The sequence below is a fragment of the Parageobacillus thermoglucosidasius genome, from assembly GCF_001295365.1.
Classification (GTDB): Bacteria; Bacillota; Bacilli; order Bacillales; family Anoxybacillaceae; genus Parageobacillus; species Parageobacillus thermoglucosidasius.
Map to the genome: position 1 here is coordinate 2,944,350 of NZ_CP012712.1, position 12,161 is coordinate 2,956,510.

Genomic DNA, 12,161 nt, shown 5'->3' on the forward strand with positions numbered 1-12,161 from the left:
TTTCTCTCCCTTCATTCTCCTTGTTCAATGCGCCCATATTGGCTGATTTCCTCTGCTCCTACGCGGGAAAGCGCGTCCAAAAAGGCGATTTGGAAGCTGCCTGGCCCTTGTTCTCCTGCAATTTCCGCCGCGATTTCCGCAGCAACCCCGTAACTGACGAGCGCCGCCGCTGCCGCTTTTAGCACATCCCGCTCCACCGCGGCAAAAGCGCCGATCACCGATGTCAGCAAGCAGCCGGTCCCGGTTACTTTCGTTAACAATGGATGGCCGTTGTGAATGATATACGTCGTCTCTCCATCTGTCGCAACATCGTCTTTTCCGGTAATGACGACGACCGTTTTCAGCTGCTTCGCCGCTTTTTTCGCCAAAGCAACGACATCGCCGCTTCCTTCTCCAGCGTCAACTCCTTTAATCTCCCACGTTTCTCCAATCACATTGGCAATTTCCGCCGCATTGCCGCGAACGGCCGATACAGCTACATCACGGACGATATTTCGCGCCGTCTCCGTGCGGTACAGCGTCGCCCCGGCGCCGACAGGATCGAAAATAACCGGAACGCCTGCTTCATTTGCCGCTTTTCCGGCAATGACCATTGCTTCCACTTCGGTTTGATTTAATGTTCCGATATTTAAAACGAGCGCTCCAGCGATTTTGGCCATATCGGCGACTTCCTCTTGCGCATACGCCATCACCGGCGAAGCGCCTAACGCAAGCAACCCGTTCGCCGTAAAATTCGTTACGACAACGTTCGTAATATTATGTACGAGCGGACTGGCTTTTCTCACCATTTGCAACACATTTGCCGCTTCCTTGTTATTCATGTCCCATCCTCTCCCTTTTTGCAAAATAAAAAAAACACTTTGCGCGCAAGCAAAGTGTTTACGCATCCCACGTCACTTTCCCTGCGCTGGCATTACCCAAACAGGTTCGAACGGTCAACGGCGGAATATAGCCGTACTCTCAGCCTGCTTCCGCAAGCTCCCGCAATAACATATATCATTTTTCACCAAAAAGTCTACTCCTTCTTTTCATATATTGCAAGCAAAATTATGGCGAGCGGGGTTTTCTCATATCTGCCATCGCTGATCTTTCCGCTAGCGAAGGAGAGCGTTGCTGCGGCTTCCATAAATTAAATAAATCAAGGTCGACAATGTACCGAGGGCGGCGTTTTGTTTCTTTATAGATTTTTCCGATATATTCCCCGATCAGGCCAAAGGCAATCAGCTGCAAGCCACCGAGAAACCAAATGGATATAATGAGCGATGTCCACCCTGTCTGCGTATGGCCGGTTAATTTTAAAAAAAGAAAATATCCCCCGAACAATAGGCTGATGAAAAAGGAAACGAGACCGATGAGAGAAATCATGCGAATCGGCGTGACGCTAAACGAAGTGATGCCATCCAAAGCAAACGCAATCATTTTTTTCAGCGGGTATTTCGTTTTTCCGGCCAGCCGCTCTTTCCGGTCGTAATGGACGGTTGCGGAACGAAAACCAAGAAGCGGCACGATTCCGCGCAAAAACAAATTCACTTCTTCAAACCGTTCAAGCTCCTCGACCGCGCGCCGGCTTAGCAAACGATAATCGGCATGGTTATAAACAAGATCGACGCCCATCGCTCTCATCAGTTTATAAAACCATTGGGCGGTATGGCGTTTAAAAAACGTATCGGCATCGCGTTTATTCCGCACCCCATAAACGATTTCATAACCTTCCTGAAACTTTTTGACGAAATCGCGAATAACGGCAATGTCATCTTGCAAGTCGGCATCGATGGAAACGATGCAATCAGAACGCGTTTTCGCAGCCAGCAGCCCTGCCAGCAGCGCGTTTTGATGCCCGGCGTTGCGCGCAAGCTTCAGCCCTTTTACTTCCGGATAGCGCAAGCTCGCTTTATAAATAATGTCCCATGTCGCGTCATTGCTTCCATCATCGACAAACAATAGCGCGCTTTCGGAAGAAATAAGCCGCTCATCAATCAGCTCCTCGCGCAGGCCGCGGAGCTTATCAATCGTTTCCGGCAATACTTCTTCTTCGTTGTAACACGGCACGACAATCGTAAGCATCGGTTCGTTCATGGCCATCCCCTCCTTACGGCATCACCTTGTACAAATAAATCGTCCATGCCGATTGTTTGGAACGAAACACTTTCTTAAGCTCCAGCTGATTTTGTGTTGCGTTTTCAATCGGCAGTGCCGAAAAAATGTAACGCCCCCCCATTTCACGAAAGACATCTGTATTAAGCTGCAAATGCTTTATCGTCCGTTTGGAATGTTTTTGAAACATATAATGTTTTCCTAATTCGTTGACAAAAATGTAGCAACGCCCGCCCCATTCATCAAAGTATTCGCGCAGCTTTTTGTTTTTTGCCAGCTCTGGCGCGATAATTTGGCGAAACTTATGCTTGTACGAAAGCGGATAAAAATTGTTATACGTATCTAATGTGTAAAAGCCGTTATATTGCGCAATTGCCGGATGAATGCCGATACTGGCGACACGGTATGTATGGACGGGCCGCCCAATATATTTTTTTATTTCTTGAAACTGCTTTTCCGCGTAAAACTCGCGAAATGACGGCTTATTGCGATGCGCAATTTCCTCGTTAAATGCGGCAAGAACGACAAACTGAGCGGCAAGCGCCGCAAAACATGCATGTTTCCATAAAGTTCCTTGCTGCCACAAAACTTTGAGTGAAACGGCAAACAATACGTAAATGACCGTCGGCCGCAAAAAGTGATAGCGGGCAAAATTAAATTTATCAAGAATGTCGAAACGCTCCGTTAGCGGAACCCATTCTTTGTAAAACCAAAACGCATACCACATCGACAGGGCAACATTCAACACATGTAAAAAGATAAACAGTTTTTCCCGCTTCCATAACTTTTTCTTCCAAACGATGTACAACGCGATGAATGTCACTGGCAAAATGACCAGTCCGTGCACCGTCATCACATGCGTATGGCCGAGAACATAGTTTTTCACCATTAAACGCATGACGCGCCACAGGGGCAGACGGGCGTGAAAATATTCATCACGGCTCGTCGGTTCATCGGAAAACAACAGTGAATGGACCAAGCGGTAATCAACCGCCAAATAAATGACAATCATGTAAACAATGGCGAAGAAAAAACGCCAATTCCACCCTTTCCCGCGGATGACGTCAACGAGCCACCATATTCCCATCGCACTTAAAAAAAAGAAGAAACCGAGCACAAAACTTGAATAAAACGGCAATAATGTTAGCACAAAGTAGTTGGCCCACGAACGCTCGCCAGCGCGGATATTTAAAAACGCCCAAAGCGCAAGCGGCATTCCAAGCGTGCTTAGCATCCCCGACGGCCAAAACGGTGTCAAGGCAAAAGCAAGGGACGCGCCAACGCGGATCCACATCCATTTTCGCTCAGGAATGACATATTTCCTTAACAGCAAGTACATGCCGATAAACGCAAACACGCGAGTGATCGTCTGGCTTAATCCATAGGCGTAAATGGATGGAAATAGCGCGTGAAGCCAGACAATTCCGCTGAATTCGGTGCCGAACGCGTTGCGCGGCAGCCCATTCGCAATTTGCGGAATGACGGCATGAACAGAGCCAAACAGTTCCCCGCTTCTCGTGACGATTTTATACCAGGCAATATTGGAATCTAAATTATCATGCACACGCATATGCGCATCCTCGCCAAGCAAAAAATACGGCGACACAAATAAAGCGATGGCAACAAATGAGAAGAACAGGAGTCGCTTTTCTGTAACCGGCACCTCTGTCCCCTCCCTTTTTTTAAAATGCCTTCCTTTATTTTGAAACAAATAAGGAAAAATATTCATTTGTTCCCACCATAAAAAAAGACCGCTCCAAGAAGCGGCCTGTCTTTGCTTTTCGGCAACAGTCTTGTATTGCCGGCTACGTAAACAATTGGCGGGATTTTTGTTTTGTTAAACGTTTATGCTTAATTGTTCTTCCGTCACTTCCTTTTTTAAGTTGGGGTGATCGTTTTAAATAAATGCCCGGCATGCTAGTGCTCATCCGTAAAAACAAGCGGTTAAGGCAATTATGACAGACATTCACGCTAAATATTGGCTATATCATCGAAAAGCAGGATGTAATATGGAAGCCTGTCACAAAACAACGGTCATAACGTCAAATCCATCATTTTCCGCGCAACAGCGATTCCCGCTTTAAACATTCCGCGAAACGAAACAACTCCCGGAAATCCGGGATGACGGAAGACAAAATCCCCATGGATAGCGCCCTTGCCAAACTGGACGGCACCGGCCGCAAACGTTTCGTGCCTTTCACGCTTTCGTTCCGCCTCTTTCTAATTTTTGATACTCTTCTTCTTGCAATTTCCGCCACAATAATTTTCCGCTCGATGTCATCGGCAGCGATGAACGAAATTCGATGATGCGCGGATATTTATATGCGGCCATTTGCGCTTTGGCCCACTCTATAATGTCTTGTTCCGTTACTTTTCCAACATAATTATCTTGAAGCACGATAAATGCTTTCACTGTCTCGCCGCGGCGCGGATCGGGAACGCCGACAACGCACGCTTGCTGGACAGCGGGATGTTTATATAGGAGCGACTCCACTTCCGTCGGCCATACTTTATACCCGGCAGCGTTGATCATTCGTTTGACGCGGTCGACAATGAAAAAATATCCTTCTTCATCCATTCGCCCGATGTCGCCGGTGCGGAAAAACCGTTTCCCATCGATTTCGATAAATGATTCTTCTGTTTCTTTTTCGCGCCGATAATAGCCTTTAAACACTTGCGGGCCGTGCACGACGATTTCCCCGGCTTCTCCGGCTCCGAGCTCTTTTCCCGTCGCCGGGTCAATAATGCGGGCGTCGACATCAAACGAAGGAATGCCTAAACATTGCAATTTCGGGCGGTCCGGCGGGTTAAAATGCGTATGCGAAATCGTTTCCGACAGACCGTATCCTTCAACATATTGCAAACCTGTCAGCTGAAACAATTTTTCTCCCACCGCTGCCGGAAGCGGCGCGCCTCCCCCAGAGATGCTGGCAAGAGAAGAAAGATCATATTCAGATAACGACGGATTTGCCAAAAAATCAATAAGCATCGTGCTAATATTGACCCAATGCGTACAACGATACATTTCCATGAAGCGCGCGGCATCATCGCGATTCCAGCGCGTCAGCACCACCATCGTTGCGCCCGCAAAAATCGGCACATGCATGCTGTGGACCATTCCCGTAACATGAAAGAGCGGCAATGTGACGAGGCAAACGGCAGCGTTTGTCACGTTCGACCAATGATAGGCGCTGATAATATTGGCATTTACCGTTCGATGTGTATGAACACAGCCTTTGGGCACTCCCGTCGTCCCAGAAGTATATGGCAGCACAGCGATATCGTCAACATGACCGTTATACTCTTTTGCCGGAATATCCGCTTCTAAACAATTGCTCCAGTAATGCACGCAGTCATTCGCATACGTCTGCCGCGGCAGCGCCACTTCGTCAGGCAGAGAAACATGGAGTTCGCTGATATAATCTGAATAAGCGGCGACAATCACTCGTTCCAACACGGTGGATAAAAGCAGCGGTTCCACTTTGGCAAACAGTTCCTGGCCAATGATTCCCACTTTCGTCTCACAGTCTTGAATATAGAACGAAAGCTCTTCACTTGTATTCATCGGATTAATCGGAACGACAATCGCTTCGGCGCGTAAAATCGCATAATAGGAAATGACGAATTGCGGGGAATTTTGCATGTATAAAAGCACTCGGTCGCCTCGCTGAACGGAAAGCTTTTTTTGCAGGTAGCCAGCAAGTGCGTTAACTTGCTCGAATAGCTGTTCGTATGAATAAGAAGATCCGTAGTAATGGATAGCGGTTTTCTGAGGGTAGCGCTTCGCTGTTGTTGCTAAATGATCGACCATCGTCGTTTCCGGCACTGTCAGCGTTTTGCTCAACCGTTTCGGCCAATGCGGAAAATGGCGGTTGTTCAATACATCTTCCTCCCTCATCCGTCGTTTTTGAAAACGGTAACAAACCGGGTTAATAAAAAATACGTCTCTGTTTTCCTTCTTATTACTTTTTCTTTTGCATCTCTGATTGGCTGGCATGTAATCACTCTTTTACGATACCGCACTTTTTCGTTGTTTCAATAAATTTTATGAAAGAAAGCACACATGTCGAAGCCAGCAAGCAAAAGCTTAATCAGCTTCGACAATTCCGAAAATTTTTTGTTATTACCATCAACATTGCCGGAAAATCTGCCAGCTTCTATAGCCCTTTATTATTTAATGCCGATATCGATTTCTCCAATCATCATTAATGACTGAATGGATAAAAGAAGTTGATGATGGATCATAGGATTTCGAAGTTCCTGCTGAAGAATGCTTTCGATTTTGCTCACTCTGTATCGCAATCCGCTGATGGACAGCGCTAAATCCGCCGCTGTCTGTTCTAAATTGCCGCCGTTGACTAAAAAAATGTACAATGTTCGCAGGAGTTCTATGTTTTTTGGATCGTCCAGCTTTAAATTTCCAAGGCAGGCTTTGGCTATTTTTTTCACTTCTTGTTCATTCTTTTCGTTAATCAGCACGCCAACGACTCCTAATGATTCAAAAGAAATGATTTGTTGGTGTTTCGATGCGACCCTGACGGATGTAAGCGCTTCCTTATAAGCATCTCCGGCATATGATACATTATTTACTTTGGAGCTGATTCCTCCGTAAAATTTAACAGAAGAAAATTGTGAAGACAGCAAATCAACCATTTTGGACAGCCATGGTTGTATTCCCGCTTTTTCAACTTGATCTTCTGTAACTAACAGAATAAGATGTTTGGCGCGCTGGCCAATCAGCATGTTTTGCTTTTGCTCATTCCCGTAAGCAGTAAGAAAACTTAAAATTTCTTTTTGCATTTCCAGCTCTTTCGATAAGTCATCTTCTTGAAACCGGCAATCCAGCACACAAATATAAAAAGGCTTGGACAAATCCACTCCTATTAAACCAGCTTTCATGATTAAGTCATGATAATTGCCTTGTTGTCCCGCATTAATGATTTCCTCCAAAAAAAACCCTTTCATCCGTTCATACGATTCTAGTTTCGTTTTTTCATTGAGCAAACATACCGAACTAACAGAGGCCAACCGCTCTAAAATCATCGGAGAAATCGAGGCGTTGAATTGATCCAAATCGTGATAAATAAACGAACAATATCCTACGATTTTATTTTGCAAAAAAATTGGTGTCATCAGGCGATAATGATGGCGCAAATGAAGAAGATGGGTCGATGTTACAATGGCTTGAGGCTGGCAAAAAGGATTTTTTCCTAAGTAGTCAACAAGTTCGTTTTTATATTGTTCTAATTCATCGGAAGGGATCCCAGCATAGACCATCGGATGAAGGTGCAGGTTCTCAATTAAAACTGGGATATTCGTCGCTTGAAACACTTGATGAACCACGGAGTCTAAATTGTTTCCTTTAATGATTTCCTCAGTGAGCTTCTTATGAACAGCCGTCACAAATTTTAAATTATTCCGTTCTTCCAAAAGTTTTTCGTATGTTGCCGCTAGTTCTTCCACGATTGGAGACTCATCGAGATAACACAGCTCTTGTTCCACTTCTTTCCCCCATAGCTCCACCGTTTTGCCGATCCAATGGCATTGTTCTTTTCCCATTCCTTGACAGGCCATTTCTTTGAAAATCGTTTTTTCTCCGATAATTTCTGAAACGAACCCGCTCGCATATCCGGAAAGGGTAAAGCAAACCGGGATGGATGATATTCCAAAATGGCGTACATGTTCTTCCGCTTCATAGGAATGGGACCAATATCCTTCCATGGTGACTTGGTATTTTCCATTTTCTTTTTTTATTTCCAAAAGAGTACATCTTGCTTTCACATGGCCTTTCATCGTATGCAATGTTGGTCCGTACTGAATGTACTCCTCCACCGTGCAGTTTGCATGATTCAGCAGCTCTTTCGCGTCTTGCCTTCCTAAATTCCATCCATACCGAAACAAAAACCCCTTCATCCGCTCAAACCCCATGTCGCGAATTAAATCTCTGCGCAATAATCCGAGCGCATTTGTCGCCACAATCATCGAGCGGGACTTCCCCATATAAATGTAACCGTTATCAAATTTTAATTCCAATTGGTCCAATACCGATTTTGGTTTGTTCATATATTACCACCTTAATATTTAACAAGCTCACCAATCAAGTGGCTTAGCGGATATGTTTTGCAGGCTAAAACATATCCTTGTTGCCGTTCCTCATCCGAAAGAGCCCCCTTCGAACATAAGCCAATTTTGTATTCTCCCTCTTTGATTTTGACTTTGCACATCCCGCATCCTCCATTTGCACACCCATAAGGAATTTTTACTTGCTGAGATTTCGCGGCTTTTAGTAAATCCACATTCTCTCCGCAAGAAAATACTTCTCCGCCTATATTAATTTGATATGCCATTAGCTTGTTCCTCCTATCATAAGATTTTTTATACAATTCAAGCATGCGTTGTGCGCCATTCTTTTTCATGCTTCGAAGGATTGGCGCTGGAAAAAAGAAACATCTGAAAAAGAAGCCGCCGGATTGCATCATTGATGAGCCTAACATCATCCGGCGGCATATGAATTATTGCAAAGCAATGCAAATGTTTTTTGCTTCTGTGAAAAATTCTAAGCTATGTTTTCCTCCTTCACGACCGATGCCGCTTTTCTTGAAACCGCCGAACGGGGCTCTCAAGTCACGCACAAACCAGCAATTCACCCAAATAGTACCGGCGCGAACTTGATGGGAAATGCGGTGGGCGCGCTGCAAGTTCTCCGTCCAAATCACCCCGTTTAATCCATATTGCGTGTTATTGGCGATTTGCACAGCTTCTTCTTCCGTATCAAAAGGAATGATCGTCACGACAGGGCCGAAGATTTCTTCTTGGCAAATACGCGCTTCCGGATTTTCATGCACGTAAACGGTCGGCTCCAAATAGAAACCGTTTTTCAAATAGTCCGGCAGGTTAGAAGGACGTTTGCCGCCGGTAATCAAAGTCGCATTTTCTTGTTTCGCAATTTCTAAATAGCTTGTCACTTTTTTATAATGTTCTTCGCTAACAAGAGGACCCATATTTGTCCGCGGATCTTGCGGGTCTCCTACAACTAATTCTTCCGCCGCTTTTTTGAAACGAGCGACAAATTCGTCAAAAATCGAGCGTTGCACAAGAATCCGGGAGCCGGCAAGGCAAACTTGCCCTGAGTTTAAAAATGCCGCTTGAATGGAAACAGGAATCGCTTTATGAAGATCGGCGTCTTCAAAAATAATATTGGCCGCTTTCCCCCCCAACTCAAACGACACTCTTTTTAACGTATCAGCACCTGTTTTCATAATCGCTTTTCCCGTCGTCGTTTCTCCCGTAAACGAAATTAAATCTACTTCCGGATGTGCAGTTAAAAACTCTCCCGTTGAATTCGGGCCAAACCCATGAACGACATTGACCACTCCATCAGGAATGCCAGCTTCTTTCGCTATTTCACCGAGAAGTGAAACGGTTAATGGAGTAGCTTCCGCCGGTTTAATGACTGCCGTATTTCCTGCGGCCAAGCACGGCCCTAATTTCCATGTTGTAAGCATAAACGGCAGATTCCACGGAGTGATTAAAGCAGCTACACCGACAGGTTCGTAACGGGTATAGTTCAAATATTCTTCTTCCATCGGGTATACTTCTCCGCCAAGCTGTTCGATAAAATCAGCAAAAAATTTCAAATTATGAGCCGATCTCGGAATTTCTTTTTCAAACGCTACAGAATATGGCTTCCCGACATCCGTTGCTTCAAGGCGCGCAAGTTCTTCTCTTCTTTCCATTATGATCTCTGCCATTCTGCGAATTTTTTCGCACCGCTCTTTGACGGGCATTGTCCGCCACGGGCCTTCTTCAAACGCTCTTCTTGCCGCTTTGCACGCCCGATCGACATCTTCTTTTGTCGCTTCATGCACTTTCGCAATGACTTCCTGTGTCGCCGGGTTTTTCACTTCAAATAATGAATGGCTGCTTGAAGTAACATATTCCCCATCAATAAACAACTTAATTTCCCGCACTTTTGTATCCACCGATTTCATCCCATCATTCACTCCTTTTCCTGTTTTCTTCGTTTTTTCACAGATTCTCCAGCAATCCCCCAATGTTCCAGAGGCATTTCTTGAATCATTACGCGGACGTTTTCTTTCGGCGCATCCAACACTTTGCACACCGTCTCCGTCAGCTCATGGATGAGTGTTTCCTTTTTTTCCGGAGGCCGGCCTTCTAATAAATACACTTGAATAAAAGGCATCTTTATTTACTCCCCCTTTCCGAAGGTAAAAGAGGCTTCAACCGAGCCAAAGCGATCCAAGCTCACGGAGAATACGTCTCCTTCTTCGATTTCTATCGCGCCGGTTAACGCCCCGCTGAGAACGACTTCTCCCGGCTTTACTGATTGGCCATAACGGGAAAGTTTGTTCACCATCCAGGCGACGGCCCTTGCCGGATGCCCCATCACGCTTGCGCCAGCGCTCGTTGAAACAATGGCGCCGTTCTTTTTAAAAACCATGCCGACTAAGCTTAAATCTTCCCTATTATATTTCGCAAAACGTTCTCCTAAAATGAAGCGGGAAGAAGAAGAATTATCAGCAATGACATCCGCTAACGTGAAAGAAAAATGTTGATAGCGGCTGTCAATGATTTCAAGCGCCGGCGCGATGTAGTCCGTCTTTTGCAAAACTTCCGCCACGGTAACGCCCGGTCCTTTTAGTTCCTCTTTAAAAATAAAGGCAATCTCCGGTTCAATTTTTGGGTGTATTAATGTTCTTAAAGAAATGGAGCCATCGCTTTGCAACTGCATATTCTCCAGCAAAACTCCGTAAGCCGGCTCATGGACCCCCATCATTTCCTGCTTGGCTTTGCTTGTCAACCCCAATTTCCAGCCGGCCACTTTCGTCCCTTCGTCCCGGCATTTGCGTTCAATCAACCGGTTTTGTACTTCGTAAGCAAGATCAACATTCAATCCGGGATAACGATCGACCAGTTTCGGAATCGCCTTCCCGTGCTTTTCGGCAAGGAACAATTCATCGACGATGGAATCGATAACTTCCGTTTTTAGCATCCTATCACCTCCTTATCTAATCGTTTCTGCCGTTTTTTTCTTTGCCAGCTGGGCGGCGATATCATAAATGAAATCTTCTTGTCCTCCGACGGCTTTTCGTTTACCCAGCTCTACTAAAATATCGCGTTCATCAACGCCGAATTTCTTGGCCGCATCTTGCGTATGGAGAAGAAAGCTGGAATAAACCCCTGAATATCCCATAATCAAGCTGGAACCAGTGATTTCTTGAGGCCGCGGCATCCATTTGGCCACTACTTCATTGGCCACATCCATAATCGGATATAACTTAACACCTGTTTCATATCCAAGGCGTTCAAACACAGCCACCATCACTTCTGTTTGCGTATTGCCGCTTCCTGCCCCTAAACAGCGCAGACTGCCGTCAATATAAGTGGCTCCTGCTTCCACTGCCGCAATAGAGTTGGCCATTGCCAGCGATAGGTTGTTATGGCCATGGAAGCCGATCTCGCATGATAGCGCTTCCCTCAATGCGGACACTCGTTCCTTCACTTCATGCGGAAGCAACGTTCCCGCCGAATCTGTCACATAGACAATTTCCGCACCGTAACTTTCAAACAATTTTGCCTGCTCGACAAGCTTTTCTACCGGAGCCATATGTGCCATCATTAAAAATCCTACTGTTTTTAATCCGAGCTTTCTGCCAAGCTCAATGTGTTGCTTCGCAACGTCCGCTTCCGTGACATGGGTTGCCACCCGCACCATTTTCGCTCCCGCTTTGACCGCTTCTTCCAAATCTTCCTTAACACCGATTCCCGGAAGAAGCAGAACGGAAACTTTCGCATTTTTGCAAACTTCAGCAGCTGCTGCAATCAGTTCCATCTCATTCACTTTGGAAAAACCATATTGCAATGAAGAGCCGCCTAATCCATCGCCATGGGAAACTTCCAAATATTCCATTCCCGCTTTGTCTAATCCTTCTGCTACTTGTTTTACTTGTTCGACGGTGAAAGCGTGCTTCATTGCATGGCTTCCATCCCGCAACGTTACATCGACTAAATGAATTTTCGATGGTGTCGCCATCATCCCCGCTCCT

Annotated in this window: 11 protein-coding genes and 1 riboswitch; all 11 genes read right to left on the reverse strand. The window is 45.7% G+C overall.

Annotation, left to right across the window (positions count from 1 at the left end; translation table 11 throughout):
* Positions 1-11 precede the first annotated feature (11 nt).
* Positions 12-821: a hydroxyethylthiazole kinase gene (thiM, locus tag AOT13_RS14420; protein WP_042383846.1), complete on the reverse strand. Its 810-nt coding sequence runs from the start codon at positions 819-821 to the stop codon at positions 12-14.
* 60 nt (positions 822-881) lie between these two features.
* Positions 882-995: riboswitch (TPP riboswitch) on the reverse strand.
* Positions 996-1,047: 52 nt separating this feature from the next.
* Positions 1,048-2,076 (reverse strand): glycosyltransferase family 2 protein, encoded by a 1,029-nt coding sequence (locus tag AOT13_RS14425; protein WP_042383794.1) that lies wholly within the window; start codon positions 2,074-2,076, stop codon positions 1,048-1,050.
* 13 nt (positions 2,077-2,089) lie between these two features.
* Positions 2,090-3,757 carry a DUF6044 family protein gene (locus AOT13_RS14430; protein WP_042383847.1) on the reverse strand — a complete coding sequence of 556 codons (1,668 nt, stop codon included), beginning with the start codon at positions 3,755-3,757 and terminating at the stop codon, positions 2,090-2,092.
* A 388-nt stretch (positions 3,758-4,145) separates the two neighbouring features.
* Positions 4,146-4,295: a hypothetical protein gene (locus tag AOT13_RS20170; RefSeq protein ID WP_013876814.1), complete on the reverse strand. Its 150-nt coding sequence runs from the start codon at positions 4,293-4,295 to the stop codon at positions 4,146-4,148.
* The gene (locus AOT13_RS14435) at positions 4,292-5,974 is read right to left on the reverse strand and encodes a long-chain fatty acid--CoA ligase (RefSeq protein ID WP_042383796.1); all 1,683 of its coding nucleotides are present in this window, start codon (positions 5,972-5,974) and stop codon (positions 4,292-4,294) included. Before AOT13_RS14435 ends, AOT13_RS20170 begins: the two co-directional genes overlap by 4 nt.
* Before the next feature lie 290 nt (positions 5,975-6,264).
* Complete coding sequence (locus AOT13_RS14440) at positions 6,265-8,157, reverse strand: XylR N-terminal domain-containing protein (protein WP_042383798.1); 1,893 nt, start codon at positions 8,155-8,157, stop codon at positions 6,265-6,267.
* Positions 8,158-8,168: 11 nt separating this feature from the next.
* The gene (locus AOT13_RS14445; RefSeq protein WP_042383800.1) at positions 8,169-8,441 is read right to left on the reverse strand and encodes a 2Fe-2S iron-sulfur cluster-binding protein; all 273 of its coding nucleotides are present in this window, start codon (positions 8,439-8,441) and stop codon (positions 8,169-8,171) included.
* Between the two features lie 165 nt (positions 8,442-8,606).
* On the reverse strand, positions 8,607-10,085 hold the full coding sequence (locus AOT13_RS14450) for an aldehyde dehydrogenase (protein ID WP_003249989.1): 1,479 nt from the start codon (positions 10,083-10,085) through the stop codon (positions 8,607-8,609).
* A gap of 8 nt (positions 10,086-10,093) precedes the next feature.
* Entirely contained in the window at positions 10,094-10,297 is a 204-nt protein-coding gene (locus AOT13_RS14455; protein WP_003249987.1) for a 4-oxalocrotonate tautomerase, read from the reverse strand.
* A gap of 6 nt (positions 10,298-10,303) precedes the next feature.
* On the reverse strand, positions 10,304-11,107 hold the full coding sequence (locus AOT13_RS14460; RefSeq protein WP_042383802.1) for a 2-keto-4-pentenoate hydratase: 804 nt from the start codon (positions 11,105-11,107) through the stop codon (positions 10,304-10,306).
* 12 nt (positions 11,108-11,119) lie between these two features.
* Positions 11,120-12,151, reverse strand: coding sequence for a 4-hydroxy-2-oxovalerate aldolase (dmpG, locus tag AOT13_RS14465; protein WP_013876810.1), 1,032 nt, complete (start codon positions 12,149-12,151; stop codon positions 11,120-11,122).
* Positions 12,152-12,161: the final 10 nt, after the last annotated feature.

Bases quoted from the DNA above. Each gene is read 5' to 3' on its own strand.
- thiM (WP_042383846.1), bottom strand. From the start codon at position 821: ATGAATAACAAGGAAGCGGCAAATGTGTTGCAAATGGTGAGAAAAGCC.
- AOT13_RS14425 (WP_042383794.1), bottom strand. From the start codon at position 2,076: ATGAACGAACCGATGCTTACGATTGTCGTGCCGTGTTACAACGAAGAA.
- AOT13_RS14440 (WP_042383798.1), bottom strand. From the start codon at position 8,157: ATGAACAAACCAAAATCGGTATTGGACCAATTGGAATTAAAATTTGAT.
- AOT13_RS14445 (WP_042383800.1), bottom strand. From the start codon at position 8,441: ATGGCATATCAAATTAATATAGGCGGAGAAGTATTTTCTTGCGGAGAG.
- AOT13_RS14450 (WP_003249989.1), bottom strand. From the start codon at position 10,085: ATGAAATCGGTGGATACAAAAGTGCGGGAAATTAAGTTGTTTATTGAT.
- AOT13_RS14455 (WP_003249987.1), bottom strand. From the start codon at position 10,297: ATGCCTTTTATTCAAGTGTATTTATTAGAAGGCCGGCCTCCGGAAAAA.
- AOT13_RS14460 (WP_042383802.1), bottom strand. From the start codon at position 11,107: ATGCTAAAAACGGAAGTTATCGATTCCATCGTCGATGAATTGTTCCTT.
- dmpG (WP_013876810.1), bottom strand. From the start codon at position 12,151: ATGATGGCGACACCATCGAAAATTCATTTAGTCGATGTAACGTTGCGG.